This is a genomic window from Arthrobacter sp. MYb224, from assembly GCF_002975455.1.
Lineage (GTDB): Bacteria > Actinomycetota > Actinomycetes > Actinomycetales > Micrococcaceae > Glutamicibacter.
The window spans coordinates 101328-128188 of record NZ_PCPU01000010.1; the positions used below are offsets into that span (position 1 = coordinate 101328).

25 protein-coding genes, 1 pseudogene and 1 riboswitch are annotated in these 26861 nt (G+C 62.6%); of the genes and pseudogenes, 18 read left to right on the forward strand and 8 right to left on the reverse strand.

The window, feature by feature from the left end; all coding sequences use genetic code 11:
• Nucleotides 1-27 precede the first annotated feature (27 nt).
• Nucleotides 28-234 (forward strand): hypothetical protein, encoded by a 207-nt coding sequence (locus CQ017_RS16005; protein WP_181150575.1) that lies wholly within the window; start codon nucleotides 28-30, stop codon nucleotides 232-234.
• 76 nt (nucleotides 235-310) lie between these two features.
• Here CQ017_RS16005 and CQ017_RS16010 read toward each other — a convergent pair whose 3' ends face one another.
• From CQ017_RS16010 to CQ017_RS16020, 3 genes are all read right to left on the reverse strand, one after another.
• Complete coding sequence (locus CQ017_RS16010; RefSeq protein WP_105554531.1) at nucleotides 311-1765, reverse strand: DHA2 family efflux MFS transporter permease subunit; 1455 nt, start codon at nucleotides 1763-1765, stop codon at nucleotides 311-313.
• A 60-nt stretch (nucleotides 1766-1825) separates the two neighbouring features.
• Nucleotides 1826-2824 carry a PhzF family phenazine biosynthesis protein gene (locus tag CQ017_RS16015; RefSeq protein ID WP_105554532.1) on the reverse strand — a complete coding sequence of 333 codons (999 nt, stop codon included), beginning with the start codon at nucleotides 2822-2824 and terminating at the stop codon, nucleotides 1826-1828.
• A gap of 89 nt (nucleotides 2825-2913) precedes the next feature.
• The gene (locus CQ017_RS16020; RefSeq protein ID WP_258133762.1) at nucleotides 2914-3291 is read right to left on the reverse strand and encodes a hypothetical protein; all 378 of its coding nucleotides are present in this window, start codon (nucleotides 3289-3291) and stop codon (nucleotides 2914-2916) included.
• 368 nt (nucleotides 3292-3659) lie between these two features.
• Here CQ017_RS16020 and CQ017_RS16025 point away from each other — a divergent pair, with 368 nt between their 5' ends.
• Nucleotides 3660-4754, forward strand: coding sequence for a mechanosensitive ion channel family protein (locus tag CQ017_RS16025; RefSeq protein WP_105554534.1), 1095 nt, complete (start codon nucleotides 3660-3662; stop codon nucleotides 4752-4754).
• A gap of 13 nt (nucleotides 4755-4767) precedes the next feature.
• Here CQ017_RS16025 and CQ017_RS16030 read toward each other — a convergent pair whose 3' ends face one another.
• Nucleotides 4768-5412, reverse strand: coding sequence for a YqaJ viral recombinase family protein (locus tag CQ017_RS16030; protein WP_258133763.1), 645 nt, complete (start codon nucleotides 5410-5412; stop codon nucleotides 4768-4770).
• Nucleotides 5413-5476: 64 nt separating this feature from the next.
• On the reverse strand, nucleotides 5477-5737 hold the full coding sequence (locus tag CQ017_RS16035; protein ID WP_105554536.1) for a thioredoxin family protein: 261 nt from the start codon (nucleotides 5735-5737) through the stop codon (nucleotides 5477-5479).
• Nucleotides 5738-5866: 129 nt separating this feature from the next.
• Here CQ017_RS16035 and CQ017_RS16040 point away from each other — a divergent pair, with 129 nt between their 5' ends.
• The 3 genes from CQ017_RS16040 to CQ017_RS16050 all read left to right on the forward strand — a co-directional run bounded on the left by CQ017_RS16040 (nucleotide 5867) and on the right by CQ017_RS16050 (nucleotide 9141).
• The gene (locus CQ017_RS16040; RefSeq protein ID WP_105554537.1) at nucleotides 5867-6595 is read left to right on the forward strand and encodes an ABC transporter ATP-binding protein; all 729 of its coding nucleotides are present in this window, start codon (nucleotides 5867-5869) and stop codon (nucleotides 6593-6595) included.
• Nucleotides 6592-7923 carry an FtsX-like permease family protein gene (locus CQ017_RS16045; RefSeq protein ID WP_105554538.1) on the forward strand — a complete coding sequence of 444 codons (1332 nt, stop codon included), beginning with the start codon at nucleotides 6592-6594 and terminating at the stop codon, nucleotides 7921-7923. Before CQ017_RS16040 ends, CQ017_RS16045 begins: the two co-directional genes overlap by 4 nt.
• Nucleotides 7924-8097: 174 nt before the next feature.
• Complete coding sequence (locus tag CQ017_RS16050) at nucleotides 8098-9141, forward strand: ABC transporter substrate-binding protein (RefSeq protein WP_105554539.1); 1044 nt, start codon at nucleotides 8098-8100, stop codon at nucleotides 9139-9141.
• Nucleotides 9142-9144: 3 nt separating this feature from the next.
• Here the strand turns inward: CQ017_RS16050 and CQ017_RS16055 are convergent, their stop codons facing one another.
• Nucleotides 9145-9945 carry an MBL fold metallo-hydrolase gene (locus CQ017_RS16055; protein ID WP_105554540.1) on the reverse strand — a complete coding sequence of 267 codons (801 nt, stop codon included), beginning with the start codon at nucleotides 9943-9945 and terminating at the stop codon, nucleotides 9145-9147.
• A gap of 20 nt (nucleotides 9946-9965) precedes the next feature.
• On the opposite strand from CQ017_RS16055, the gene CQ017_RS16060 reads away from it, so the two are divergent.
• The 3 genes from CQ017_RS16060 to CQ017_RS16070 are packed head-to-tail and all read left to right on the forward strand — an operon-like array spanning nucleotide 9966 to nucleotide 13936.
• Entirely contained in the window at nucleotides 9966-11009 is a 1044-nt protein-coding gene (locus tag CQ017_RS16060; RefSeq protein ID WP_105554541.1) for an iron ABC transporter permease, read from the forward strand.
• Nucleotides 11009-12034, forward strand: coding sequence for an iron chelate uptake ABC transporter family permease subunit (locus CQ017_RS16065; protein WP_105554542.1), 1026 nt, complete (start codon nucleotides 11009-11011; stop codon nucleotides 12032-12034). The genes CQ017_RS16060 and CQ017_RS16065 overlap by 1 nt, the downstream gene beginning before the upstream one ends.
• A 3-nt stretch (nucleotides 12035-12037) precedes the next feature.
• A complete protein-coding gene (locus tag CQ017_RS16070) occupies nucleotides 12038-13936 on the forward strand; it encodes an SIP domain-containing protein (protein ID WP_105554543.1) in 1899 nt (632 codons plus the stop codon).
• A gap of 83 nt (nucleotides 13937-14019) precedes the next feature.
• On the opposite strand, the gene CQ017_RS16075 is transcribed toward CQ017_RS16070, so the two are convergent.
• The gene (locus CQ017_RS16075; RefSeq protein WP_105554544.1) at nucleotides 14020-14469 is read right to left on the reverse strand and encodes a MarR family winged helix-turn-helix transcriptional regulator; all 450 of its coding nucleotides are present in this window, start codon (nucleotides 14467-14469) and stop codon (nucleotides 14020-14022) included.
• Between the two features lie 105 nt (nucleotides 14470-14574).
• On the opposite strand from CQ017_RS16075, the gene CQ017_RS16080 reads away from it, so the two are divergent.
• Complete coding sequence (locus tag CQ017_RS16080) at nucleotides 14575-16407, forward strand: ABC transporter ATP-binding protein (protein WP_105554545.1); 1833 nt, start codon at nucleotides 14575-14577, stop codon at nucleotides 16405-16407.
• Here CQ017_RS16080 and CQ017_RS16085 read toward each other — a convergent pair.
• The gene (locus tag CQ017_RS16085; protein WP_105554546.1) at nucleotides 16404-16892 is read right to left on the reverse strand and encodes a MarR family winged helix-turn-helix transcriptional regulator; all 489 of its coding nucleotides are present in this window, start codon (nucleotides 16890-16892) and stop codon (nucleotides 16404-16406) included. The genes CQ017_RS16080 and CQ017_RS16085 overlap by 4 nt on opposite strands.
• Nucleotides 16893-17043: 151 nt before the next feature.
• Between CQ017_RS16085 and CQ017_RS16090 the strand changes: the two genes are divergently transcribed.
• From CQ017_RS16090 to CQ017_RS16130, 9 genes and pseudogenes are all read left to right on the forward strand, one after another.
• Nucleotides 17044-17619, forward strand: coding sequence for an NADPH-dependent FMN reductase (locus tag CQ017_RS16090; RefSeq protein WP_105554547.1), 576 nt, complete (start codon nucleotides 17044-17046; stop codon nucleotides 17617-17619).
• A 141-nt stretch (nucleotides 17620-17760) separates the two neighbouring features.
• The gene (locus CQ017_RS16095; protein ID WP_105554548.1) at nucleotides 17761-18870 is read left to right on the forward strand and encodes a glutathione S-transferase family protein; all 1110 of its coding nucleotides are present in this window, start codon (nucleotides 17761-17763) and stop codon (nucleotides 18868-18870) included.
• Between the two features lie 160 nt (nucleotides 18871-19030).
• Complete coding sequence (locus CQ017_RS16100) at nucleotides 19031-19927, forward strand: ribonuclease HI family protein (RefSeq protein ID WP_105554549.1); 897 nt, start codon at nucleotides 19031-19033, stop codon at nucleotides 19925-19927.
• 58 nt (nucleotides 19928-19985) lie between these two features.
• Nucleotides 19986-21134 (forward strand): serine hydrolase domain-containing protein, encoded by a 1149-nt coding sequence (locus tag CQ017_RS16105; protein ID WP_105554550.1) that lies wholly within the window; start codon nucleotides 19986-19988, stop codon nucleotides 21132-21134.
• Nucleotides 21131-21922: an SGNH/GDSL hydrolase family protein gene (locus CQ017_RS16110; protein WP_096283233.1), complete on the forward strand. Its 792-nt coding sequence runs from the start codon at nucleotides 21131-21133 to the stop codon at nucleotides 21920-21922. Before CQ017_RS16105 ends, CQ017_RS16110 begins: the two co-directional genes overlap by 4 nt.
• Before the next feature lie 97 nt (nucleotides 21923-22019).
• A riboswitch (glycine riboswitch) is annotated at nucleotides 22020-22117 on the forward strand.
• Nucleotides 22118-22282: 165 nt separating this feature from the next.
• Nucleotides 22283-25129, forward strand: coding sequence for an aminomethyl-transferring glycine dehydrogenase (gcvP, locus tag CQ017_RS16115; protein ID WP_105554551.1), 2847 nt, complete (start codon nucleotides 22283-22285; stop codon nucleotides 25127-25129).
• 9 nt (nucleotides 25130-25138) lie between these two features.
• A complete protein-coding gene (gene gcvT, locus CQ017_RS16120; protein WP_105554552.1) occupies nucleotides 25139-26266 on the forward strand; it encodes a glycine cleavage system aminomethyltransferase GcvT in 1128 nt (375 codons plus the stop codon).
• Nucleotides 26267-26326: 60 nt separating this feature from the next.
• Nucleotides 26327-26707: a glycine cleavage system protein GcvH gene (gene gcvH / locus CQ017_RS16125; RefSeq protein WP_096283236.1), complete on the forward strand. Its 381-nt coding sequence runs from the start codon at nucleotides 26327-26329 to the stop codon at nucleotides 26705-26707.
• Nucleotides 26707-26861: pseudogene (locus CQ017_RS16130) on the forward strand (serine hydroxymethyltransferase); the annotation flags it as partial. The gene gcvH and the pseudogene CQ017_RS16130, both read left to right, overlap by 1 nt.

Below are 26861 nucleotides of genomic sequence, written 5' to 3' on the forward strand. Positions count from 1 at the left end.
ATCAAGTTCCTAACAAGAGGAGAACCCATGGGTTTCTTGGATAACGCAAAAAAGAAGCTGGGCGAAGCAGCCGAGAACGTCAAGGAATTCGCTGGTGATGCATCCGAGAACGTCAAAGAGTTTGCTGCCGACGCCACGGAGAATGTGAAGGACTTCGCTGCCGACGCGCAGGAAAAGATTGGCGAGACGGTCGAGAAGGCCAAGGGCGAGGATAAGCCGGACCAGTCCGCATAAGTTTCCTCAGGACCTGAACAGGTGCGGCTCCGCGTATAAAACGCGGAGCCGCACCTGTTTTTATTGTCTTGGATGGCTAGCCGGCCGGTTTCTTTTCTGCGGAATTCAAGAACACAACGACCAAGACCGCGGCGATGGCCACCAGGCCGGGCAGCATGAGGGCCTGGCCCAAGCCCACCGCGGTGGCCTCGCCTATCGCGTCGGCGCCCTGGGCCCGGACCTTGAGGATCTGTGCGGAAACGCGCGATTCCATCATCACGGCGATCAACGCCGAACCGAGCACCGAGCCGATCTGCCGGGTGGTGCTATAAATGCCCGAACCGGCTCCGGCGTCGCGCGGGGTCAGATCCTTCGTCGCGGCCAGCGAAAGCGAGGGCCAGATCATCGCGGAGCCAAGGCCCTGCACGGTAGAAGGGATCAGCAAGGTCCACAGCGGTGTCTCGGCATGCATCATGAACGCGTACACCACCGTCGCCCCACCGAGCAGTGCAAAACCGGGAACCGCAAGGGTGCGCGGATTGAGCCTATTAACCGTCTTGCCCAGCACCGGTGCGGCAAAGATCGCCACAATGGCCATCGGCGAGATCATCAAAGCCGACTGCGTGGGGGTCAAACCACGCACATTTTGCAAGAAGAACACCATCGGCAGGCTCATGGTCGCGATGCTCAGGCCCATGCAGCTAATGGCGAGGTTCGCCAAAGAGAAATTGCGAACGGCGAACAGGCGCAGCGGAACCAGGGGTTCCTTGGCCGTTTTCGATTGCCACCAGATGAAGACGCCAAAGAGGACTATGCCCAGAGATATCAGATGCCAGGAGGATAGCGGGCCGATAAACGGTTCCCAATTCGTCGCCTCGCCCTCCTGGATGCCAAAGACCAGCGCAAACATGGCAACCGCCGAAAGCAGCACTCCGACCCAATCGAAGGAGTGCGCCTGCGGTGCCAAGCGGGGCACGTATTTCAGCAGCATGATGAAGCTCAGGACCGCAATGGGCAGGTTGATGAAGAAGATCCATTCCCAGCCGATGGAATCCACCAGCAGCCCGCCGGCAATCGGGCCGACCAAGGTGGCGATACCGGCCACCGCGCCCCATAAGCCCATCGCAGCTCCGCGGTGCTGGTAGGGGAAGAGTCTGGTAATCAGCGTCATTGCCTGGGGTGAGATCAGTGCCGCACCGAAGCCCTGAACCGCTCGGGCAAAGGTCAGCGAGGCCAACGAGGTTGACAGTCCGCACCAGAGGGAGGCGAGCGCGAAAATCAGCAACCCGATCAGGTAGATATTACGCGGACCAAAACGGTCACCCAGGCGGCCGGTGATCAGCAGCGGCACCGCGAAGGTGAGCAGATAGGCACTGTTGATCCACAAGATCCCCGAGATGTCTGCATCCAGGGATTCCATGATCGCGGGCATGGCCGTGGACACGATGGTGGTGTCCAGCAGGATCATGAAAAAACCGATGACCAGAGCCCAGAGGGCGTTCCACGCGGTTTTTCTATCAAAGTCCGATTCGGGGCTCACAATTTTTGGCACTGACCAAGAATAATGCTTGCATGGTGAAACTAAAATAGCTGGGTGGGCTTGGCGTCGGAATCAGTCGAAGCTCACAGTGCCGTCGATACGGGTGGCCACATCGCCACTGACCCAAACCCCATATTCGGTCGCCTCGATATGCAAGATGGCTTCACGGCCCACACGCGTTCCCTGGCGCACCGTGTAGCGCTGCGGGGCAAGGCCGGATTTAGTCAGCCACACGCCAAATCCGGCATTGAGCGAACCGGTCGCCGGGTCCTCTTGTATGGCTTCGCCCGGAACGAAGGCCCGGACCTCGAAGTCTGCCGGAGGCTGCAGCACCACCGAGCCGAAGCGCTCCTCCGAACGCGTCTGATCGGAGTAGTCCAGGGGACGTAATTCTTCGCGGGTTCCGGAGATCCGCGGCAGCACGGTGGCGTGAGGCTGCCAGACACCCTGAGTCACGTTTGACGCGGTGTACGGGCCAATGACTCCGAGCTCCAAGCCGTCCAGGGCCGCGTAGTCCGGTTCGATCCCCAGCACCAGGTCGGCGTCGCGCAGCACCAGCCCTGCATGGTGCGGGCCGTTGACCAGCCACTGGTGCGCGATGACGTCTTCTGCGTTGATCCCTAGCCCGGAGATCGCCCACTGCAGCACGTCGGCTTCCAGCGGTCCGCTGCGAGTCAGCGGGGGAGCGAGAAAGGCGAGGCGGCGTGCGTGGTTCTCGCCGGCCTCGCGTTCGATCCGAACCTGGATCAGCCCTGCATCGCATTGCTGAATCAGATGCCCGTTCGGGCTGGCCTCGCCGCCCGCCTCGATCCAGGCGTGCGCGGCTCCAAGAGTTGGGTGCCCGGCAAAGGGCAGTTCGGTGGTCGGGGTGAAAATGCGTATCGCGTAGTCGGCTTCGGCGTTGCTGGGGGTAACGAAGAAGACGGTCTCGGAAAGGTTCAGCCACTGGGCAAAGCGCTGCATCTGCTCGGAGTCCAAATGATCTGCCTCAAAGACAACGCCGAGCCCATTGCCATTGAAGGCAGTGGGGGCAAAAACGTCAACCTGCTGATAAGCAAATGTGCGATACATATAAGCATCGTGGCACATTATTCAGCAGGTTGACACGGTGTTACGCGGTTGCACCCGTCATGACGGCAGGCTCATAGCGCGAGCACAGGTTAGTACCAATAGTGAGCTACATCGATCACCAATCGCGATCCCTGATCCGGGCCGGAGAGGACGAAGACCCGCATGGGCAGCCTTGCCCGCGTGGACATTCCGACCTTGGTTTGGCCTTCAAAACTTCCCAGCCAAACTTGCTGGCGGAAGGTCTGATAGTTCAGCGTCTTGACGGTGGCGCCCGGGTTGTAGCTCGGGCTGGCGCCGGCCTTCAGCAGAATTTCTAGTCGAGCCCCGCCTGTGGTGCTCACTTCCTTCCCCGATCCAATACCGGTAAGTTCGCTGACGTATTTCACCGAGTAGCCGGCCGGGTTGCCGTTCAGGTCCAGGACCATCCGGTCAAAGCAGGTGTGGCGTCCGGTACGGATATTCGTCATTGACGACGTAGTTGAGCTGGTTGAGGTTTTGGCTAGAGAACCCCAATATACGGTTTCGCAAGCGGTCGCTGGGCTAGCGGCCGGGGCGGCTGCCGCCACGGGTGCCACCGAGAGCATCGTTGCTGCAGTGAGCGCTGTGAGTAATCCGAGTTTGGTGCGGCGCATGTGAACCACCGGCTTTCTATCGATTGCGCCCTGGAGCCCGGTTCGAGCCCTTGAGACTACTAAAACCCCGTCGCCAACGCGGTGCAATAGCCCGAAGCGAACTGGAATTCATCTGGTGCGCTTCTGTAATACGTCTGGGCTCTTCGGGGTTTACTCAAGGTGTCGCACAGCCGTCGGCTAGGGTCTTGTGACATGCTTTAAGGATGTTGCCAAGCCCATCCGCACCAATCGATGACACTGTCGACGAAGTTATTGAAGTCTCCAGCTTCCTACCCGAATCGTTGCAATTTCTGGTGGTTATCGCCGTTGGATTAACCATTGCCGCGATCCTCGCCTTCGTGATCAGCGGGCTGACCCACCGCATTTTCCAACGCACCGGGCTCGGGGAGATCAACGTCAAGGGCGCGCGGATTCCGATATTCGGCACCTTCGCCTCGATCATCCTCAAAACCTCGATCCTTGCCTTCCAGCGGGAAGCCGCTGGCTACAAATTCTGGCAGTTTGCGCTGCTGATCTGCCTGGTCTTCTTCCTCACCTGGCTGATTATCGTGCTGGTGAAGATCGTCGAAGAAGTGGTGCTGGCAAGAATACGAAGCCGCTTCGGCCCGGGCCGCCGGCTGGCCAAGGTGCAGACCCAGGTGGGACTGCTGCGCCGCGTGCTGATAGCGGTCTTGTGCATCATCGCGGTAGCCGCCGTGCTGCTGACAATCGAGCAGGTCAGGGCGTTGGGCGCAGGTATTCTTGCCTCAGCCGGCCTGGCCTCGGTAGTTGTTGGCCTGGCCGTGCAGTCCTCGCTGGCCAACGTGTTCGCCGGGCTGCAGATTGCCTTTACCGATTCGGTTCGCGTGGATGACATCGTGGTGGTGGAAGCCGAACGCGGCACGGTAGAGGAAATCACGCTGACCTATGTGGTGGTGCTCCTGATCGACGGTCGCCGCATGATCCTGCCCTCGACCTACTTCACCACCACGCCATTTGAGAACTGGTCGCGGCGCAGCACCGAAATCGACGGAAATATCACCCTGCAACTGAAGCTCAATGCACCGATCGATTACCTCCGTACCCGCACCACCGAATTGCTTGAATCCTCGGATTGGTGGGACGGCCGAACTAACAGCCTGCTTGTGACCGACACCTACGGCGGGTTGCAAACGGTGACCATTTATTTATCTTCCAGGGACCCGGGGGATCTGTGGAACCTGCGCAATATGCTGCGTGAGAAGCTCTTGAGCGAGCTGGTGCAGGGCTACCCGGAATGCCTGCCGGATCCGCGCACCATGCAAAATCCCAATATGTAGTGCGGGCTCCGGCTCAGAGGCGCAGCGCCGCCGGGCCGTAGTCGAGGTACTGCTGCTCGCGGGAGGTCGACTCGCGCAACGCCTGGATGAGCAGTTCGGCCTTGTCGATGAGGTCCTGGATCATCGTATCGTCGCGTTCGATCCAGATGAACTCGGGGACGGCCTGCACCGGGACGAAGTTATGGTGCTGTTCCCAGACGAATAAGGTCCGCTGCGCGCCGATGACATGCTGCTGCCAGAGCACCTGGCGCAGGTAGTTCTTCGGGATCTTCTTAAACGGCTTATTGGTGGTCTTGATTTCGGCGAGCACCGGAGAACCGTCCTCGTCGAATCCCAAGCCGTCGGGGGTTGCCAGGTGCAGCCTCGAATGCTGCGCATGGAATAGCTGGGAGGAGGGGAAGATGTTGAAGTTCTCCTGCACCCAGGCGGCGATCACCGGTTCGCGGCGCCGTCCGTGGTCGGTGTAGGTATTTCCGGAGAACCCCGAGCCATAGAGCTTGTCCCAGGCCGCATTGCGGATGGACTTCTCCGTGGATAGCTTGGCGACGTCGGTGGCGGTGATGCCCTGTGCCCGTGCCCGCAACCATTCGATGCGGTTGGTGGAATCTGCCAACACTCGTTGGAGGCATTCATGGTCAATCCGAGGCACGCTAGTCACCTGATCCATTGTTCCCCATAAAGGGCCCGAACGCGTGCAGCATCGCTGGCGACGGTGCGTGAGCCTAGTCGCTGACGTGGGCGATGGCCGCTAATAATTGCTGCAGTGTAGGGGTGTCGGTGCCCCGGAACTTCTCTTCGCCGTTGGTGAGCAAACGGATCACCGGTGTTGAAGCCACACCCATTTCCTGGCCGCGGCTGACCTGTTCGACGACATCGATCTCTTCGACGGCCAGCTGCGGAAGCAGCTTCGCGGCGCGCAGGACTACCTGCCGGGTCCGCACACATGGGGCGCAGAAAGGCTGGGTATACAGTTCAAGCTTCATCGCCTTCGAGCCTACTGCGAAATGGCCCCGAATGCGGTGAGCTGGCTCCTACCGCGGGATGAGATCGCCCACCAAGAACTCCATCGGTGCTCCGAGGCACCAAGCGGGAGAACTTGGGAACATTGAAATATGCTTCAGAACTCGAAGGTTTCCAACCCACTTATTTCGGCCAGAGGGCTCACCCGCAGCTATGGCACCACGCACGCGCTGGACGGCATCGATGTTGCTCTGGGACTCGGGACCGCGGTGGCCATCATGGGCCCCTCGGGGTCGGGAAAGTCCACCTTGCTCCATGCTCTGGCCGGCATCGAACTGCCGGACTCAGGCACGGTGACACTCAACCTTCCCGGCCAGGGGCCAATACAGGTCGAGCAGCTCAAGGACGCCGCGCGCACCAAGCTGCGCCGCGAGGCGTTCGGATTCGTCTTTCAGTCGGGTCTGCTGATTCCCGAGCTCACGGCCGAGGAAAACGTGGCCATGGCCCTGATGATCAATGGCGTGCCACGCGGCGCAGCAATCGCGCGCGCCGTGGACGCCTTGCAGCAATTGGGCCTCGCCGGAATGGAGCAACGCCGGATCGGCCAGCTCTCCGGCGGCCAATCCCAGCGCGTGGCGATCGCCCGGGCCCAGGTTACCGGGGCCAGCGTGGTCTTTGCCGACGAACCGACCGGTGCCCTGGATTCGGTCACCGGCGCCGAGGTGCTGGACACCTTGCTGCGCTGCACCGTCGGGGCAGGGAAGACTCTGGTCATGGTCACCCATGACCGGCAGGTCGCCGCGCGTTGCGATCGCGTGCTAACGCTGCACGATGGAAAGATCACCGCAGATGATGCACTGGTTGAGGGGCACCGCTCATGAATATCCTGCATATGGCGTGGCTGCTGGGGCGGCCCACCAGCGCCAGCCGCATCCCGCAGCTGCTCACCGTAGGCGCCTATACGATGGTCAGCGCCATGGTGCTCATCGTGCTCGGCGGGGCCTGGTCCTTCACCAAGCTGGACGGCGAAGCGCAAAGCTTCTATGTGCCGCTGGCGGCGTTCGCCTTGGTGCTGCTGATCGTTCCCTTGCTCGTGCTTGGTTCCTCGGCCGCGAAGCTTTCGGCGCGGGCCCAGGACCGGGCCCTCTCGTCCCTGCGACTGCTGGGGGCCACCGGATTCCAGGTGCGCGCCGTGGCGGTCACCCAGGCGGCCGTGACCGCGCTGGTCGGGGCCCTGGCCGGAGTGCTGCTGTATCTTGCGCTGGCTCCGGCCGTGGCGCTGGTCCCCTTCCAGGGCCAAGCCATCGGCACGGGGATCTTCTTGCCGGCCGGTGCCGCGGCCTTGGCGGTCGTGGCCGTCGTGCTGCTTTCGGTGATCAGCGCGCTGGCCGGACTGCGCAAGCTGGTAATCACCCCGCTCGCCGTGGCGACCCGGCGTGTGGCTCCGGTGCCCAGCTGGCTGCGCGCGGTGATTACGGTGGGCAGCATCGTGGTGCTCTATTCGCTGTTCACCAATGTGGGTTTGCTTCCGGTGGATTTGGGCGTGCTGATCGCGATCATCATCGGTGGATTCGCGCTGGGCTTGCTGGCGCTGAACCTCATCGGACCGTGGCTGGTGGCCAAGGTGGGTAAATCGAAGCTGAACAAGGCAAACAATGCGGAGCAGCTGCTGGCGGCCCGGATGATCCTGGAATCTCCGGTGGCCGCCTGGCGCCAGGTCTCCGGAGTGGCCATGGCCTCCTTCGTGGCGGTGATCGGCGGCACCGGGGCGGCCATGTTCGGCTTCGGCGAAGCCCAGGCGACCGGAACGTGGGAAGACTATCTCGGCACAGATGTGCTCACCGGCGTGCTGGTGACCCTCGGCCTGGCACTGATTTGCGTGGCTATCTCCGCGGCGATCAGCCAGTGCGCCGGTACCTTGGACCGCGAAGAGCTGTATTCCGGGCTGGGCAAGCTGGGAATGGACCTGGCGGTGATCAACGCGGCCCGGGTGAAAAGCCTGATGATCCCGGCGCTCACCGTGGCGATCGGCTTCGCGGTGGCGTCCGTGGTGCTGGTGCTGCCATTCGCCTCGCTGGCGCTGCTGATGAAACCGCTGACGGTGGGCACGGTGCTGGTGGTGCTGGTGGCCGGGCTGCTGATGATCCGGGTGTCGCTTAACATTGCAGACCCCCGCCGATTGTTGCTGGCTGGTTCACGTCGTGACTAATGAACCGGGAAAATGTTAGGTGCCGCTAAAGCGATTCTGCGCCGTGAGGCGTGGATTACATGTCCTTCGTGTTGCGTATTGAATCACAATCAGCGTAATGTTGCATGCGGTTCGCATAGGCTAACCTAAGTAACCGTTATCTCATGACAACTCGCAACGTCTGGATTATGACCCATGAACATTTCGCGCCGTGCTGGCCTGCTGGCAGCATCCTCCGCAATTTTGGCACTCGGCCTCAGCGCCTGTGGCTCAGCTTCTTCTACGGAACCAACCGCCTCTGCGACCGCAGAGACGAGTTACGCACCGGTGAGCATCGAGCACATCTACGGTGAAACCGAGATCACCAAGAAGCCAAGCAAGGTAGCCACCATTTCATGGGTCAACGCAGACGCGCTGCTGGCGCTGGGCACCGTTCCGGTGGGCATGGATATCGACGCCTATGGGCAGAACGCCAACAACTCGACCGACTGGAAGGACGCGAAGCTCGAAGAGCTGGGCGCTTCCATCGGCTCGGAGAAGGCCCCGACCCAGTACGACATCGCCGACGGCGTGAACTTCGACGAGATTGCCCGATCCAAGCCAGACGTGATCTTCGCCGCCTACTCGGGACTGACCCAGGAACAGTACGACAAGCTCTCCAAGATCGCCCCGACCGTGGGACCGCTGAAGGCCAACTACCTCACCAGCTGGCAGGACACCACCGAAGCGGCCGGCGAACTGCTGGGCAAGAGCGAGCAAGCCGAGAAGCTGGTCTCGGATCTGGAAGGCGAACTATCGGCGCAGGCGGAAAAGTTCCCGGCGCTGAAAGACGCGACCTTCGCTTCGGTAGATCTCTCCAGCCCGAAGACCATGTACGTCTACGCCACGGGGGACAACCGCCCGCGTTTCCTGACCTCGCTGGGCATGAAGCAGGCGGAGATCGTCACCAAGAACACCCCCAAGGACGCGTTCTTCTTCGAATGGTCCCCGGAGCGCGCTAACGAGTTGGATGCAGACGTCGTCTTTGCCTCGGCGCTCGCCGGGGACGACCTCGACGACGTGGTCAAGAGCAATAAGCTCTACGGCCAGCTTCCTGCGGCAGCGACCGATTCGGTAGCGATCCTCGGCGACGATCAGGCAGTTCTCTCGGTTTCGGCGGCATCCCCGCTGTCCATCGAATGGGCAATCGACAACGTGGTGCCCACCATCGCCAAGGCCGCAGAGAACGCGGCTAAGTAAGCCTCAAGAATTCACCGCCAAGTAGTGCAATTGCGCTTCCAGGGAGCTGCTAGCCGCGCCGGCCAGGCGCGGATCCAGGTCGGGGTAGACAAGATCCAGCAATTCCGCTGGCTCGGCGTCTGCCCCGGCCTTGCCGAGTTTGGCCAGGGCAACGCGGACCTGCTCCAGACGAGACTCGCGGTGCTCCCGGTAGGCGGTCAGCAATTTATGCGAGCCAGCATGCTGCTCGCCATGGGCCGGGTGCAGCGGCATGTCTGCCAAGGCCGAAAGCCGTGCCAAGGAGTCCAGATAGTCGGCCAGCGTTCCATCGGGATGCTCAAGAATAGTGGTTCCGCGGCCGAGCACGGTATCTCCGGTGAACAACGCACCTTGCTGGCCTTCACGGACAAAGCACACCGAGTCCGAGGTGTGGCCCGGGGTGAACAGCACGCGCAGGGTGGTTGCGCAGAATTCGAGCCGCTCGCCATCGCTCAACGGTGCGGCATTCCGGCAGAATTCCGCGAGCCGGGCCCGCACCGGTGCTCCGGTCAGCTCATGCAGCAGCGGGATCCCTCCGGAATGATCCCCATGGCGGTGCGTCAACAAAATCATTTGGACATCAAAGGCCGCCAACGCGTGCAGATGCGCTGGCATGTCGGGCCCCGGATCCACCACCACAATTTCGGTGTCGTGGCTCAACTGCGTGGTCTGCGGGTCGAAGAGCAGATAGGTATTTGTCCCCTCCAAGGTCATTTCCGAGGGATTATCCGCGCGCAGCACGGCAATACCGGGGGACAAAACGGTGGGAAAAGCAAGATGTTCCATGACAACGAGTGTAGGAAGCAATGACGGCCACCGAAAGCACCAAGCGCAGCAGCGCGCCGAAGATGAAGCTGGGACGTAAGATTGCCGCCTGCCTGGGCCTGCTGGCCGTGCTGGGGATTGCGGTGATCGCCTCGCTGATCTTTGGTGCGCGACCGGTTGCGCTGGGGACCCTCGCGGATTCTTTTACGAACTTTGACGACGGCGTCTCGGACCATGTGGTCGTGCACTCTCGCATTGCCCGGACGGTGGGTGGAATTGTTGTCGGCGCCGCCCTTGGACTCTCCGGTGCCGCCATGCAGGGGTTGACCCGCAACCCGTTGGCAGACTCCGGAATTCTTGGCTTGAATGCCGGCGCGGCCCTAGCGGTCGTTACGGGTATCGCCTTCTTTGGAATGACTTCCCTGACCGGCACCATGATCGCCGCCTTCCTCGGCGCCGCGGTGGTGATGGCCTTGGTGTATGTGGTGGCCAGCGTGGGTCGTGAAGGCGCCACGCCGATCAAGCTTGCCCTATCCGGCGCGGCCCTCTCGGTGGGATTCACCGCGGTGACCAGCGCGGTGCTGATGGTCTCAACGCTGGCCCTGGACGAGTTCCGCTTCTGGCAAATCGGCACGCTGGCGGCCCGAGGCGTGGAAACCTACCTGCTGGTCATCCCGGTCGTTGCCGTCGGTGCGTTGATCGTGCTGGGCACCGCGCGGGTCTCCAACGCGGTGGCCATGGGCGACGATTCGGCGACCGCGCTGGGCTTCCGGCTGGGACGGGCGCGAGTCCTCGGATCGGTGGGCATCGTCTTGCTGGTCGGAACCGCCACCGCGGTGGCCGGGCCCATTGCCTTTGTCGGGCTGATGATTCCGCATGCGGTGCGGCTGCTCGTCGGGTCGGACTATCGTTGGTTGATGCCGGCGAGCATCATCGCCGGGCCGATCCTGCTGCTGGTCGCGGACACCTTGGGGCGGGTGATCAATCCGCCGGGTGAAATCCAGGTCGGCGTGATGTGCGCAATTCTTGGAGCGCCACTGTTCATTATCATGATGCGCAGCGGCATGAAGTCGGTGACCCTGTAATGGCACCAGTACAAAGCGCGCTGCCCGCCCGGCGCAGGCAGCGAGTGCTCTCCAGCGTGCTCTGGCTGACGCTGGCTTTCGTCGCAGCCTCCGTGGCCTATATTTTCTGGGGCCGGGACAGGCTGCCCGCCGAAGAGATCTTCGCGGTCTTTTCCGGTGAAACGGTGCCCGGAACCAGCTTCATCCTGCTAGATGACCGGTTGCCGCGCATTGCGGTGGGCGCCCTTGCCGGGGCCGGGCTGGGAATTTCTGGTTCGCTCTTCCAGCGGTGGCTTGCCAATCCGCTGGCGAGCCCGGACGTGATCGGCGTGGGCTTCGGGGCGGCCACCGGCGCCATCGTGGCGCTGATCTACTTCGGCACCACCGGATGGCAGCTGAATGCCGCCGCGCTGGCCGGCGGCTTGGCCGTGGCGGCCCTGATCTACTGGCTGTCGGCTTCGGGCAAGCGAACCGGTTCCCGGCTCATCCTGGCCGGTCTGGCCATCGGTGCGATGCTGCAGGCAATCATCCAGTATCTGCTCACCCAGGCTCAGCTGAACACCGCCGGAGATGCGATGCGCTGGCTGACCGGGTCGCTCGCGCCGAGCACCTGGGAACGTGCCACGATCCTGCTGGCAAGCCTGGGAATCCTTGCGCTCTGCTTGCTTCCGATTGTGGTGCGGCAGCTGAAGCTGCTGGAGCTCGGCGATGATGCGGCCGCGGCGCTGGGCCTGAACGTGTCCCGGGCGCGCATCTTGCTGGTGTTCGTGGCCGTGGCATTTGGCGCCATCCCCATTGCGGTCACCGGACCGCTGTCTTTTGTTGCGTTTCTCGCCGGCCCGATCACCGCCGCGCTGACTCGCGGGGCGATAAATATTTGGCTCGCCGGGCTGACCGGAGCGGTCATCGTGGTCGTTGCAAACTTTTTCGCCGCAAATCTGTTTTCGGATTTGTCGCTGCCGGTGGGCGTAATCACCGGTGCATTCGGCGCACCATTCCTGATTTGGGTGCTGGTGCGTTCCAACTCAACAGGAAGCGGGGGATAACCCATGGCCCAACTCCAGGCAACCGACCTGACCCTGGCCTATGACAAGGTCACCATCGTGGACGAGCTGTCCCTGGACATCCCCACCGGGCAGGTGAGCATCGTTGTCGGGGCCAACGGCTGCGGCAAGTCCACCTTGCTGCGGGCGCTGTCGCGTCTGATGCGCCCGGCCGGTGGCCAGGTGCTGCTCGACGGGCAGGATATCCACACGCGCCCGGCCAAGGAGGTGGCCCGGACGCTCGGGCTGCTTCCGCAGTCGCCCACCGCGCCGGACGGAATTACCGCTCGCGAGCTCATCAGCCGTGGCCGCTACCCGCATCAGGGGCTGTTCAAGCGCTTCGGACCCGAAGACGAGGCGGCGGTCAACCGCGCCCTGGACCTGACCGGCACCATGGAGCTGGCGGACCGCGCGGTTGACGAGCTCTCCGGCGGACAACGCCAACGCGTGTGGATCGCCATGGCCCTGGCCCAGGAGACCGAGCTGCTGCTGCTCGATGAGCCCACCACCTTCCTGGACGTAGCCCACCAGCTCGAAGTGCTGGACGTGATCAGCGAGCTGAACCGCACCCGTGGGATCACCGTGGTCATTGTGCTCCATGACCTGAACCTCGCCGCGCGCTATGCCGATCACCTCGTGGCCCTGCGCGGGGGAAAGATCTACGCCGCCGGCCACCCCAACGACGTGGTGACCGAACGCACCGTCAAGGACGTGTTCGGCATGCCCAGCCGGGTGATCCCGGACCCGGTAGCCGGCACCCCGCTGGTGCTCCCGATCGGCCGCCACCGCGTGCTGCGCACCGAGAACGTGCTGGCCGCACAGGGGATCGTGCGCTCCGCCGAGAGCGCCCAGGCCCCTAAGCCGGCGGCGCAACCGCCGAAGCCTGCGCAAGCCGAGGCGGAACAGGAGACGCGGATGCGTCCGGGCTCCGAGCATCTGGCAACCCTGGCCTACCAGTGCAGCGTCTTGCGCACCCAGGATCTGGCGCCCTCCTTCCGGCGGATCACCATCGGCGGCGCCGACCTGGCGCACTTCGGAACGAACAGCCACCCGTTGGATATGCGGATCAAGCTGCTGCTGCCGCCTGCCGGCGGTTCGGCATTGACCCCGCAGATCGCGGCTCTGCGTCCACGGTCCCTATCCAGCCCGGCGGAGCAGGAGGGCTGGTACCGTCGCTGGCTGTCGATCGACCCGGCGACTCGCGGATATATGCGCACCTACACGGTGCGCGCCTTCCGGGAGATGGGGCACCGCGACAACCTCGGGGATACCGCCGAGCTGGATATCGACTTTGTGATGCATGGCGAGGTTGTCGATGGCCGCCTGCGCGGCGGCCCGGCGACCGAATTCGCCGATCGCGCGCAGATCGGCGACGAACTGCTGCTGCTGGGGCCGAACCGGGCGTTGAGCGATGAAACCTACGGTGGAATCGAATTCCGTCCGGGAGGCGCAGGCCGCGTGGTGCTGGCCGGCGACGAGACCGCGGCCCCGGCAATTTGTGCGATTCTCGAGGCGCTGCCGTCCAATGTGACCGGCCACGCCCTGATTGAGGTTCCGGAGACCACCGACATTCTGGGCGCCTCCACCCGCTCCGGAGTATCGGTGCAATGGCTGACGCGTGGCACCAGCGAGCATGGGGTGCTGCTTGCGGCGGCGGTGCGCGACGTGGTGGCTATTCCGGCGGCCGGCGCGGTGCATACCGACGCGGATCCCGAAGACATTGACGTGGACGCGCAGATCCTGTGGGAAACCGGCGCCGCAGAATCCGCACCGTTCTATGCCTGGATTGCCGGCGAGGCGGGCATGGTCAAGGACCTGCGCCGCTATCTGGTGCGCGAGGCAGGCATTGACCGAAAGCAGGTGGCCTTCATGGGGTACTGGCGTCGCGGAAAGACCGAAAACTAGGCGAAGCAGTTAGAGATGAGGGCGGTTTCCCGGGACTTTTATCCTGCGGGAAACCGCCCTCTTTTGTGCTCAATGACCTTGGATTAGCACCGCGGACTGCCTGCTGCATCTGCAACGAGCAGCCCCAATATCCGGGTGAGCTCGCTGCGGTCCTCCGCACCGAGGCTCGCGAAGAATTCCTCGTGGCTTTGCTTGCGTTCGGCATGCAGAATTTGCAGCAGCTCGCTGCCCGACGGGGTCAGCGTGATCAAGCTGGCGCGGCGATCGGCGGGATCCGCGGTGCGTGTGGCTAGCTCCTTGGCGACCAGCTGGTCGATGACCTCGGTGGTGGAGCGCGGGGCAATGTGCAGCCTTTCGGCTAATTGCGAGTTGCGCATTCCCTCGGTTCCTTCGCGTCCCAGCAACATCAACGTTCGTACTTGATGCGGGGTGATGCCGTAGGGCGTGAGGGTATGGCGCCACTTGCCGCGAAGCAAACGCGAACTGCGGTTGAACAGGTCGACCAAGTCAGGGCCGGACTCTTGGGTAGGCATGATTAAAGAATAGGGTGTTCTTCCCGACAAACTCAAGATGGAACCACATAGTGAGGTAACCTCTGTTATTCTGGTTTGTGAACATAGAGATAAATGGAGGTGCGCATGATTCCCATGGCAATGGGTGGCCCCGGCGGCGGCGGGCGCCCGGGTGATGCAAAACAGGATAAGGAATGGCTGGCGGAGCATCCGGTCTCGCTGCACCGGGTGGCCGGGCTTTTTCGCCCGCACCTGAGAACCGTCATCGTGGTGATATTGCTGATCGTGGCCTCATCGCTGATTGGGCTGGCGCAACCATTTATCGTCCGTGAACTCATTGACGTGGCTATTCCCGAGCAGGACGTCAAGCTATTGCTGGCGCTTGCTGGCGGGCTGGTCCTCATTGCCTTGATCAACGCGGTGCTCGGCGTGATTCAAACGTGGCGAGCGACTCTGATGGGCCAGAAGGTGATGCATGGATTGCGCACCGGACTGTTCGCCCACCTGCAGAAGCAGTCCCTGGCCTTTTTCACCAATGCTCGCTCGGGGGAGGTGCAGTCTCGGCTGACCAATGACGTCGGCCAGATGCAGTCGGTGATCACCAACTCGGCGACTTCGATCGCTTCAAATCTGACCACCGTGGTGGCCACCGCTTGCGCGATGGTAGCCATTTCCTGGAAGTTGAGCCTGATCTCGCTGGTGGTCCTGCCGCCGGCCATCATCCTGGCCAGGCAAACCGCCAAGCTGCGGCGCAAGATCACCGGAGCGCGGCAGCGGGAAATGTCCACGCTCACCTCGATTATCGAAGAACGCTTGAGCATCTCCGGAGTTCGCCTGGCCAAGGTGATGGGTACCGGCACGCTCGACGCGGAGCAGTTCACCGATTCCAGTTCGAAGCTCATCGATCTGGAGATGCGTAGCGCTTTGGCCGGTCGCTGGCGCATGGCCGCGATGTCGATCATCTTCGCCGCGGTGCCGGCGGTGCTCTACATCGTGGCCGGGCTTCCTGTCACCGGGGAGGGCATGAGCATCGGCACCTTGGTGGCCTTTACCGGACTGCAGGCCGGGATCTTCCGCCCGGTGCTGGGGCTGATGAGCATCTCCATCCAGTGGGTCTCGGCGATGGCGCTATTCAGCCGAGTCTTTGAATACCTCGATGCCGATCAGGCGCTCCCGGTCCCGAAAAACCCGCGCCAGCTCGTGGCCAGCGAGGTGCGCGGAGAACTGGAACTCAAGGATGTGAGCTTCCGCTATCCCGGGGCGCGCACCGATACCTTGCGGGACCTCAACCTCAAGCTAGCGGCCGGTACGATGACTGCAGTCGTGGGCGCCACCGGTTCGGGCAAATCAACGCTGGGCTCATTGCTGCCGCGGCTATTGGATCCGAGCTCTGGCAATGTCACCTTGGACGGCGTGGATCTTCGCGAGGTGAAGCCGCAAGAGATCGCCGCGGTGGTCTCCATGGTGGCGCAGGAAAGCTATCTGCTGCATACCAGTGTGCGCGAGAACCTGCTCTGGGCCGCACCGCACGCCAGCGAGGGAGAATTGTGGGAAGCCTTGGAGGCGGCGCAGATTGCGGAGCTGATTCGCGGGCTGCCCGAGGGGCTGGATACCCGCGTCGGGCAACGCGGCCACCGCTTCTCCGGCGGTGAACAGCAGCGGCTGGCGATCGCACGCACCATGCTGCGCAGGCCCAAGGTCCTCGTCCTGGACGAGGCAACCAGTGCCCTCGATACGGTGACCGAGGCGCTGGTGCAGCAGGCCCTGGATCAATTGGCCGTTGGGCGCACCACGCTGCTGATTGCGCACCGGCTGAGCACGGTGATGCGCGCAGATCAGATCGTGGTGCTCGATGAGGGGCAGATTATTGAGGCCGGGAGCTTTGCGCAACTGGTGGAGCTCGACGGTAAATTTGCCCGCCTAGTGAGCAATAGCGAGTTCGCCCAGCAGTCGGGCTAGTCGCATTGCGGCGTGGTTGGTGCGTGCGGTGCGATTGCGGCTAAAATTTTAGGCAACGCAGTCTCCAGGGCGGCATGTTCCGCTGGCGTGAGCGAATCGAACAGCGTTTGGCGAATGAATTCAACGTGCTTCGGAGCCGCTTCGCGAATCGCCTGCCAGCCGAGTTCGGATAAGCCGATCTGGTGGCCGCGGCGATCCGAGGCATCTGAGCAGCGGGTAATCAGGGACTTGGCCTCCATGCGGCGCAAGAGGTGCGAGAGCCGGGAGCGGTCCCAGCGCAGCTCCTCGGCCATCTCGGCGGGGCGAAGCGAGGACTCTTCGGCCTCGGAAAGTACCGCGAGGACCGAGTATTCTCCGGACTGCATGGCGGAGTCCTGGGTGAGTTGACGATCCATGGCGCTGGGGAACTGCCAGAGGAACTCGCGAATGGTCCGCCAGAGGTCTTGCTCGCGGTCGTTGAGCCAGCGGGTATTTTCGGTTCCCATGTTTTCTATTCTCCTGAAGCGGTAAATGCTGCGGGGCACGCCAGCAAAGTTGTTGACACATCAATTATCTCGTGTAATGTAGTTTTTAGCAAGATTTGATGACGTGTCAACCATAAAGGTTGGGCGTACCACCACTTAGGGGAGCAAAAACATGCTGAAGATCGCTATCATTACCGGTTCCACCCGCCCAGGACGCAATAACGCTGGAGTGGCGCAGTGGGTGCTCGAGCAGGCGCAGCAGCGCAACGACGCAAGCTACGAGCTGGTGGACATCGCCGACTTCAACCTGCCGCTGCTGGACGAGGCCTTCCCGGCCGCGTACCAGAACTACCAGAACGAAGCCACGAAGAACTGGTCGGCAAAGATCGCCGAATTCGACGGATACATCTTCATCACTCCGGAATACAACCACTCGATCGCACCGGCCCTGGCTAACGCACTGTCCTACCTGAACGCGGAATTCTCCAACAAGGCAGCCGGAATTGTCGGCTACGGCTCGGCCATGGGAGCGCGTGCGGTGGAACACCTGCGCGGCATTCTTTCCGAACTGCAGCTGGCCCACGTGCAGAAGACCGGCATGTTCTCGCTGTTCACCGACTTCGAAAACTTCTCCGTCTTCAAGCCGACCGAACAGTCCGCCGCCTCGGTCCAGCCGATGTTCGACCAGCTGATTTCTTGGACGACCGCCATGAACACCGTACGCGCCGGTGCCATGGCCAACGCCTAAGTTTTCATCAAGAGAACCGCGAGAAGCTGGCAATCAAACTTTTCGTGGTTCTGCGCAAATGACTACTCTTAGCCAACCCAGCGAGTTAGCCTGAGAGCTAAGAGCCGCACAGGAACTACGCCAAAAGCTTCAAGGGGAGAAATGACCAAAGAATTTTCGACCAAGGGTGCCTACGTCACCGGAGGCGAATTCAGCCGGGATACCAATTACATCCAGGACCGCATCGTGGCAGATCCGCGCCCCGAAGCTTTTGCCGCTGGTGTGCCCAATAGCTCGATCGGCCACCCGCAGGCCGGACTCGGCGACGGGGCGCAGCTGTGGCCGGTGGAAGCCGGGCGCTACCGCCTCGTGGCCGCACGTGCCTGCCCCTGGGCCAACCGCACGCTGATTGTGCGCCGCCTCCTCGGCCTGGAGGACGCGATATCGGTCGGCCTGCCCGGCCCAACCCATGACTCGCGCAGCTGGACCTTCGACCTAGACGCTGGCGGCAAGGACCCGGTGCTGGGTACCGAGCGTGTGCAGGAAAACTACTTCAAGCGATTCTCGGACTACCCGCGCGGCATCACCGTCCCGGCAATCGTGGATATTCCCACCGGTGCAGTGGTGACCAACGACTACCCGCAAATCACCTGGGACATGTCGACGCAATGGAAGGAATTCCACCGCGAAGGTGCGCCGAATCTGCTGCCCGAAGATCAGCTTGAACAGATGCTGCCCCTGATCAAGCGCATCTTCACCGAGGTGAATAACGGCGTCTACCGCGCCGGATTCGCCGGCGACCAGCAGGCCTACAACGATGCCTATGACCGGCTCTTTGACACCCTGGACTATCTCGAAGAGCGTCTAGCAACCCGCCGTTTCCTCATGGGCGACCACATCACCGAGGCCGACGTGCGCCTGTTCACCACGCTGGCCCGCTTCGACCCGGTCTACCACGGTCACTTCAAGACCAACCGCAACAAGCTGATCGACATGCCTAACTTGTGGGGCTACGCCCGCGACCTGTTCCAGACCCCAGGGTTTGGCGATACCACCGACTTTGAGCAGATCAAGGCGCACTACTACGTGGTTCACGAAGATATCAACCCCACCGGGATCGTGCCGAAGGGGCCGGAGCTGAGCAACTGGCTCGAAGCCCACGGGCGCGAAGAGCTGGCGGATTCCGGACCGTTCCTCGACGGTACCGCACCGGGCGAGGTGCGCGCCGAAGAGCGCGTGGCCGCGGGGCATAACCCGATGTACCCGGCCTGAATGAATCGAAGGCAAACCCGCTGAACCGACGCATCGAGAGGTCCTGGCACTGTCCCGGCGAGAACTCACGGAGTTTTCACCGGGACATTGCCCGTTAAAAAACGAACATGGCACACCTGGTCATCTGCACTTGTGGGGTGGACATGGCAGGATTATTCATATGACGATCATTGCGGCAGCTGACGGTTCTGCACTCGGTAACCCAGGACCTGCCGGTTGGGCCTGGTATATCGACCACGAAAACTGGGGAGCCGGGGGCTGGGACCACGGAACCAACAACATGGGCGAGCTTCAAGCCGTGCTCGAGCTCTTCCGCGCCACGGCCAAAGAACCCGAAACCGAACTGAAAATCCTGTGCGATTCCCAGTACGCCATCAACTGCATCACCAAGTGGATGCCGGGATGGAAGAAAAAGGGCTGGAAGAAGTCCGACGGCAAGCCGGTGCTCAACCAGGACATTCTGCGAGAACTAGACGCGGTGATCGTTGGACGCAAATACACCTTTGAATGGGTCAAGGGCCATGCCGGCCACGAACTCAACGAGGAAGCCGATGACCGGGCCCGAGCCGCCGCCACCGCACATCAAAGCGGGAAGGACCCGGACGCCGGGCCCGGCTATACCGGCTCCTCGGGCACGATTGCTGGCAACGAACCGGGCCAAGCCCCGCCTCCGGTGGTTGAGGCCGCCACCGAACCAGCCGTGGACGTGGCAAGCACCGTCTTCGAATTGGAGCAGGGTCTGCTCGACGCGCAGGTGCGCGCGAACTTCACCGAGGTCAGCGATTTTCTGCACCCGAGCTACCAGGAAGTCTGCCGTGACGGTTCGCTGCTGGATGTCTCCACCGTGCGCTCGATCCTCGACGCCGGCGGCGCGCTTCCGGCCACCGGTCCGGTGCAGCTGCTCACCGCACGTCCGCTGGATTCCAAGCTGGTGCTGATCGCCTATCGGATGAGTCCGGAAGGCTCGCAGGTTTTGGTCTGCTCCTCATGGTGGCAGCAGACGGAACGGGGCTGGAAATTGCGTTTCCGCCAGGAAACAATCGAGAGCCGCGCTTAGCTTTTTCCCCTTTCGCACTAGTGTTAGTTGACAAGCAGCAAGCACTTTAAGGATTTTCATGGATTCGGTCATTACAGAAGATTTCGCGCCCCTCGCCGAAGCGCTTGACGCCCGAGCGGCGGAAGAAGAGGGCTATTCGGCCCAGCTCGCGATTTATCACCGCGGGCAGCTGGTGCTCAGCCACGCGGTCGGCGAGCATCTCGCCGGCGACGCGGTGACCTGCGTCTTCTCCTGCACCAAGGGCCTGGGTGCGCTGGTCATCGCGATGCTGATTCAGGACGGCTTGCTCGATCCGGCCAAGCCGATCGGAACCTACTGGCCCGAATTCGCCAGCGGCGGCAAACAGCGCCTGACCCTGGGCGAAGTACTCAGCCACCAAGCCGGCGTGCTAGGCGTCCCCGGGGGAGTTCCAAGCGAGGTTCTGCTCAACTCGGCCGAATACGCCAAGGTGCTGGCCTCCATGCCGAGCATCTGGCCGCAGGGACAGAATATCGTCGGCTACCACGCCATCACCATGGGCGTACTCATGGAAGAACTGGTACGCCGGGTCACCGGCCAGGAACTCAAAGAAGTCTACGAACAGCGCATCCGCAAGCCGCTGGGAGTCGACGCCTTCATCGGCCACGGCGCAGAACTCGAACCGCGCTACCGCGACGTGCTACCCGCGCTGGATGAAGCACCTGCCTTCATGGACCCGTTCTCGCCGTCCGGGCTCTCGGTCAACTCCACCTCGGGCTTCGCCCTGGAATCCGGACCGGTGTACAACTGGCACGAACTGGCGAACTCGCCACAGGTCCGGCAGCTGGGTCCGGCCTCCATGGGCGCGGTGGCCAACGCCCAGGCGCTCGCCGGGATCTACGCCGCGTCCTTCGGCGCGGTGCCGGAGCTCGGTGCCACCGAGGGGCTGCTCAGCGCAGATACCTGGGCCGAGGTTTCCACCGAACTCGTCTACGGACCGGACCGCACCAACGGTCAATTGCAGGCCTTCGCCGTCGGTTTCATGAAACCCACCGCGCGCAAGGACTACGGCTCGATCTTCGCCTATGGGCATGACGGGGCGAATTCGTCGCTGGCCTTCGCCGACCCGGCCTACCAGCTGGGCTTCGGCTACATCCCTTCGCGCAATGAAGGAGAAAAGGATATCTCGACCGGCGTGCGCCTGAGCCAGCTGGCCCGCCAGCTCATCTTGGCCAAGGGAGCGAAATGAAATTCCTTGCATTAGGGGATTCCTTCACCGAAGGTGTCGGAGATATCAGCATGGTGCGCCCTAACCGGGTGCGCGGTTGGGCCGACCGGGTGGCCGAGGTGCTGGGCACCCAGGGCGACTGGGAATACGCGAACCTTGCCATTCGCGGCAAGAAGATCTCCCAGGTCATCAACCAGCAGCTCGACGCCGGGCTGGCGTTGGAACCCGATCTGGTGACCATCTATGCAGGGGGCAACGACATTCTGCGCCCCAGCGCCGATCTGGACGCGCTCATGCGCGGTTATGACGGGATGGTCCGCCGATTTGCCGAGTCCGGCAGCACCGTGGTGCTGTTCACCGGGTTCGACACCGTGGATTCCCCGCTATTCAACAAGACCCGTCCGCGGACCGCCATCTACAACGAGAAGATCCGCGAAATCGCTGACACCCATGGTGCGCTGGTGGCCGACTACTGGCGCTGGCGGGAATTTTCGGACCTGCGCTACTGGGCGGGGGACCGGCTGCATATGAACGAATTCGGCCACGCGTTGATGGCGCGCAAGGTGCTCGAACTGCTCGGCAGGCACGGCATCGTTGAGCCCGAATGGGCCGGGCAGATCAATCTTCCGGGGTTGCCGCAGCTGCCGGTCAACTCCCGTGGCGAGAGATTACGCGAGGATATGGGCTGGGTGAAGGAGCATTTGGGACCCTGGATCAAGCGCCGGCTGACGGGCACGTCCTCGGGAGACTCCTTGCCAGCGAGATATCCCGCCTATGTAAAACTCGCTCAAGGCTCCAGTGCAAGTTAATTTGTGAATCGAACCGAGCCGCCGGTCTTGGATAGAAGCATGCGGTGCAGGTAAGATGGTGATGTGTTTTGGATCATCAGATCCACGGCACAGCCTTCGACGGATGGCGGGAGAGACCCGTTCACACCATGGATGGGCGCCGTAGGAGCAATTCCTCCCCAGGAAACTCTCAGGCCCCCGTACCGCCATCACGAGGCAACTCTGGAAAGAAACCGGCCCGTTCCGGTTCACCGAAGGTGCAAGCGCCCGGCTTTGTAGGTCGGATGCGTAAAACTCTCAGGTTATGCAACAGGGATGGGGAGGGACAGAGACCTTCCTTTGGCATGCGCCAAGACAGATCCCCCTGGAGATAACTGCACCATGACTATTACGCAGACCTCGGCATCAACGAGTAGCGAATTCGTGTCCCGCCACATTGGCCCACGTCCGGCCGATGCAAACCACATGCTCCAGACGCTGGGTTACTCCAGCCTCGACGAGCTGATCGACACCGCAGTTCCGGCCGACATCCGCCAGGGTGCGGCATTGGATCTTCCTGCTGCCCTGAGCGAAACCGAAGCGTTGGCTCACCTGCGCAACCTGGCATCCAAGAACGTGATGAAGACCCAGATGATCGGCCAGGGCTTCTACGACACCTTCACGCCAGCGGTGATTCGCCGCAACATCGTGGAAAACCCGGCCTGGTACACCGCCTACACCCCGTACCAGCCAGAAATCTCCCAGGGCCGCCTCGAAGCGCTGCTGAACTTCCAGACCATGGTCATGGACCTGACCGGCCTGCCCATCGCCAACGCCTCGATGCTCGATGAGTCCTCATCGGCGGCCGAAGCCGTGCTGATGATGCGCCGTTCGAATAAGAAGAAGGCCAGCGGCAAGACCGTGCTGGACTCGAACATCTTCCCGCAGACCATCAAGGTCATCGAAGGCCGCGCCGACGCGCTCGGCTTCGAAATCGAAGTTGTTGACCTCTCCCAGGGTCTGCCGGAAGGCGACATCTCGGGTATCGTGCTCCAGCAGCCGGGCAACGACGGCTCGATTGCCGACCACAAGCAGATCATCGCCGCCGCCAAGGACGCCGGCGCGATGGTCACTGTCATCGCCGACCTGCTCTCGCTGACCATGATCACCCCTCCCGGTGAACAGGGCGCGGATATCGCAGTGGGCAACACCCAGCGCTTCGGGGTGCCGCTGTTCTTCGGCGGACCGCACGCTGCCTACCTCGCCGTCGGCGCGGGCCTGCAGCGCTCGATGCCCGGGCGCCTGGTCGGTGTCTCCACCGATGACGCCGGCACCCCCGCCTACCGCCTGGCACTGCAGACTCGCGAGCAGCACATCCGCCGCGAAAAGGCCACCTCCAACATCTGCACCGCACAGGCGCTGCTGGCCATTTGCGCCTCGATGTATGGCGTCTACCACGGCCCGGCGGGCCTGAAGCAGATCGCGACCCGGGCGCACAACCACGCTCGCGTCATCGCCAGCTCGCTGGTTTCCGGCGGCTTCACCCTGGCGTCCGACTCCTTCTTCGACACCGTTGTGGTCAACGTCGAGAACGCGGAAGCGGTCATCGCCAAGGCGGCCGAAGCCGGCATCAACCTGCGCAAGGTTTCCGAAACCCAGGTGGGCATCTCCACCGATGAGGCAACCACCGCGGATATCGTGCGCACCCTGGTCGAGGTCTTCGGCGTTGAGCTGTCCGTACCGGAGGGCTTCGAGATCCCCGAGGCGCAGGTGCGCACCAGCGCCTACATGACCCACCCGATCTTCAACACCATCTCCTCCGAGACCCAGATGATGCGCTACCTGCGTCGCCTCTCGGACCGCGACCTGGCCTTGGACCGCACCATGATCCCACTGGGCTCATGCACCATGAAGCTGAACTCGGCCGCCGAGATGGAATCCATCACCTGGCCGGAGTTCGCCACGATCCACCCCTACGTTCCCGCCGAGCAGTCCATCGGCTGGCGCGAACTGATCACCGACCTTGAAGGCCGGTTGACCGCCATCACCGGTTACGCCGGCATCTCGATCCAGCCCAACGCCGGCTCGCAGGGCGAATACTCCGGGTTGCTTGCCATCTCCGGCTACCACGCCTCGCGCGGCGAATCCCAGCGCAACGTCTGCCTGATCCCGGCTTCGGCCCACGGCACCAACGCGGCTTCGGCCGTGCTGGCAGGGATGAAGGTCGTCGTGGTGAAGACCGCAGCGGACGGCACCATCGACGCAAACGACCTGGATGCCAAGATCGAGGCCAACAAGGACGTCTTGTCGGCCATCATGATCACCTACCCATCCACCCACGGGGTCTACGACGCCGACGTGCGTGAGGTCTGTGACAAGATCCACGCCGCGGGCGGCCAGGTCTACATCGACGGCGCGAACATGAACGCCCTGGTGGGCCTCGCGCAGCCGGGCCAGTTCGGCGGCGACGTCAGCCACCTGAACCTGCACAAGACCTTCTGCATCCCGCACGGCGGTGGCGGACCGGGTGTCGGTCCGGTCGCTGTCGCCGAGCACCTGGTGCCATTCCTGCCCGGCGACGCTTCGGGCAGCTACACCGAACGCGACGGTGTGCCGGTAGTGTCCACCGCTTTCGGCTCCGCCGGCGTGCTGCCGATCTCCTGGGCCTACATCGCGATGATGGGTGGCGACGGGCTGACCGAAGCAACCAAGACCGCGATCCTGAACGCAAACTACATTGCCAAGCGCCTGAACGAGTACTTCCCGATCCTGTTCACCGGCAACAAGTCCCTGGTGGCCCACGAGTGCATCCTGGACCTCCGCGAACTGACCGCGAAAACCGGTGTGACCGCAGAAGACGTGGCCAAGCGCCTGATCGACTTCGGATTCCACGCACCAACGCTGTCCTTCCCGGTCTCCGGCACCCTGATGGTGGAGCCAACCGAGTCCGAGGACCTGGCGGAAATCGAACGCTTCATCGAAGCGATGATCACCATCCACCAGGAAATGCAGGAAGTGCTGTCCGGGGTCTACACCATCGAAGAGTCGCCGCTGCGCAACGCACCGCACAGCGCCACCGCACTGATCTCCAGCAATTGGGACCGCAAGTACAGCGTCGAGCAGGCCGCCTTCCCGGTAGCCAGCCTCAAGCGCGACAAGTACTTCCCGGCCACCGGGCGCATCGACGGCGCAGCCGGTGACCGAAACCTGATCTGCTCCTGCCCAGCTCCTGAAGCCTTCGAAGACTAGGACATCGCGATGACTGAGACAAGCACCGATATCAAGCACACCGCGCTGCACGGCAAGCATGCCGAGCTTGGCGCTTCGTTCACCGACTTCGGCGGCTGGGATATGCCGCTGAAGTATGGTTCGGAACTTGCCGAGCACAAGGCCGTGCGTTCCACCGCGGGCCTGTTCGACCTGTCCCACATGGGCGAGGTATGGCTCACCGGTCCCCAGGCCGGCGAGGCGTTGAACACCGCGCTGGCCGGCAACCTGTCCATCATGAAGGTCGGCAAGGCGAAGTACTCGCTGATCCTCAACGAAGCGGGCAAGATCCTTGACGACTTGATCGTCTACCGCCTCGGCGAAGAGCGCTTCCTGGTCGTGCCAAACGCCGGCAACGCGCCGGTTGTGGCGGCCGCACTGGCCGAGCGCGCAGCAGGTTTCGACGTCGTGGTGGATGATGCCTCGGCACGCACCTCGCTGATCGCCGTACAGGGCCCGAACGCCGAGGCGATCGTGGCATCGCTGGCGGCCGATGAGCAGACCGCAGCCGCGGTGCAGGAACTGAAGTACTACGCGGCCATCGAAGTGGTTCTCGGCGGAATCGACGTGCTGCTGGCCCGCACCGGCTACACCGGCGAAGACGGCTTCGAGCTGATCATCGCCAACGAAGACGCCGCCGCCATCTGGGACAAGACCGTCGCAGCCGGCACCGGCCACGAACTGGTCCCTTGCGGGCTGGCTTCGCGTGACTCCCTGCGTCTGGAAGCCGGCATGCCGCTCTACGGCAACGAGCTTTCCGTCGAGCGCACCCCCTTCGATGCCGGCTTCGCACCGGTGGTGTCCTTCAAGAAGACCGAGAACTTTGTCGGTCGCGAAGCGCTGGAGGCACTGCGCGGACAGACACCGCCACGCAAGCTGGTGGGCCTGAAAGGTCTGGGCAAGCGCGCCGGCCGAGGCGGGTACGCCATCGTCAAGGATGGGGCGACCATAGGTGAGATCACCTCCGGCCAGCCATCGCCGACCTTGGGCTACCCGGTAGCACTAGGCTACGTGGATGTTGCATTTAGTGAAGTGGGAACCGAGCTAGATGTCGACCTTCGTGGCAAGACATTGCCATTTGTGGTCGTAGAACTGCCGTTCTACACCCGAGCAAAGTAACGTTTAACCTAAGCGGGCGTTCGTAAGACGCCCACCATTTCCCTTGGGAGAGGAATTATCGTGAGTAAAGTTCTTTCATCGTTGCGCTACTCGGCCGAGCACGAGTGGATCGATGCAGCATCGCCAGCCAAGATCGGTATCACACAGATCGCCGCCGACGCACTGGGCGACGTGGTCTACGTTGACCTGCCAGAAGTTGGCGACACCGTGACCGCGGGCGAGACCTGTGGCGAAGTCGAGTCCACGAAGTCGGTTTCCGACCTGTACTCGCCAGTGACCGGCACCATCGTCGAGATCAACCAGGAAGCTGCAGACAATCCTGCAATCCTGAACGAAGATCCATACGGCAACGGCTGGCTGTTCACCGTTGAAGTTGAGTCCGAAGGTCCGCTGCTTTCGGCAGCAGACTACGCCAGCGCGAACGGTGGAAACGTCGAGTAATGAGCAACAAGACTTTTGAATCCCTAGCCCCTGCATCATTGACTCAGTCCCTGGCGCAGCTCGATCCTGAGGTTGCCCAGCGGATCGATGCCGAGCTCGCTCGTCAGCAGCGTGGTCTGGAGATGATCGCTTCGGAGAACCATACCGCGCAGGC

Bases quoted from the DNA above. Each gene is read 5' to 3' on its own strand.
- CQ017_RS16080 (WP_105554545.1), top strand. From the start codon at position 14,575: ATGATTCCCATGGCAATGGGTGGCCCCGGCGGCGGCGGGCGCCCGGGT.
- CQ017_RS16035 (WP_105554536.1), bottom strand. From the start codon at position 5,737: ATGAAGCTTGAACTGTATACCCAGCCTTTCTGCGCCCCATGTGTGCGG.
- CQ017_RS16005 (WP_181150575.1), top strand. From the start codon at position 28: ATGGGTTTCTTGGATAACGCAAAAAAGAAGCTGGGCGAAGCAGCCGAG.
- CQ017_RS16105 (WP_105554550.1), top strand. From the start codon at position 19,986: ATGGATTCGGTCATTACAGAAGATTTCGCGCCCCTCGCCGAAGCGCTT.
- CQ017_RS16070 (WP_105554543.1), top strand. From the start codon at position 12,038: ATGGCCCAACTCCAGGCAACCGACCTGACCCTGGCCTATGACAAGGTC.
- CQ017_RS16045 (WP_105554538.1), top strand. From the start codon at position 6,592: ATGAATATCCTGCATATGGCGTGGCTGCTGGGGCGGCCCACCAGCGCC.
- CQ017_RS16065 (WP_105554542.1), top strand. From the start codon at position 11,009: ATGGCACCAGTACAAAGCGCGCTGCCCGCCCGGCGCAGGCAGCGAGTG.
- CQ017_RS16060 (WP_105554541.1), top strand. From the start codon at position 9,966: ATGACGGCCACCGAAAGCACCAAGCGCAGCAGCGCGCCGAAGATGAAG.
- CQ017_RS16025 (WP_105554534.1), top strand. From the start codon at position 3,660: ATGTTGCCAAGCCCATCCGCACCAATCGATGACACTGTCGACGAAGTT.
- CQ017_RS16100 (WP_105554549.1), top strand. From the start codon at position 19,031: ATGACGATCATTGCGGCAGCTGACGGTTCTGCACTCGGTAACCCAGGA.
- CQ017_RS16085 (WP_105554546.1), bottom strand. From the start codon at position 16,892: ATGGGAACCGAAAATACCCGCTGGCTCAACGACCGCGAGCAAGACCTC.
- CQ017_RS16095 (WP_105554548.1), top strand. From the start codon at position 17,761: ATGACCAAAGAATTTTCGACCAAGGGTGCCTACGTCACCGGAGGCGAA.
- CQ017_RS16075 (WP_105554544.1), bottom strand. From the start codon at position 14,469: ATGCCTACCCAAGAGTCCGGCCCTGACTTGGTCGACCTGTTCAACCGC.
- CQ017_RS16020 (WP_258133762.1), bottom strand. From the start codon at position 3,291: ATGACGAATATCCGTACCGGACGCCACACCTGCTTTGACCGGATGGTC.
- gcvT (WP_105554552.1), top strand. From the start codon at position 25,139: ATGACTGAGACAAGCACCGATATCAAGCACACCGCGCTGCACGGCAAG.
- CQ017_RS16015 (WP_105554532.1), bottom strand. From the start codon at position 2,824: ATGTATCGCACATTTGCTTATCAGCAGGTTGACGTTTTTGCCCCCACT.
- gcvP (WP_105554551.1), top strand. From the start codon at position 22,283: ATGACTATTACGCAGACCTCGGCATCAACGAGTAGCGAATTCGTGTCC.
- CQ017_RS16110 (WP_096283233.1), top strand. From the start codon at position 21,131: ATGAAATTCCTTGCATTAGGGGATTCCTTCACCGAAGGTGTCGGAGAT.
- CQ017_RS16050 (WP_105554539.1), top strand. From the start codon at position 8,098: ATGAACATTTCGCGCCGTGCTGGCCTGCTGGCAGCATCCTCCGCAATT.
- CQ017_RS16040 (WP_105554537.1), top strand. From the start codon at position 5,867: ATGCTTCAGAACTCGAAGGTTTCCAACCCACTTATTTCGGCCAGAGGG.
- CQ017_RS16055 (WP_105554540.1), bottom strand. From the start codon at position 9,945: ATGGAACATCTTGCTTTTCCCACCGTTTTGTCCCCCGGTATTGCCGTG.
- CQ017_RS16090 (WP_105554547.1), top strand. From the start codon at position 17,044: ATGCTGAAGATCGCTATCATTACCGGTTCCACCCGCCCAGGACGCAAT.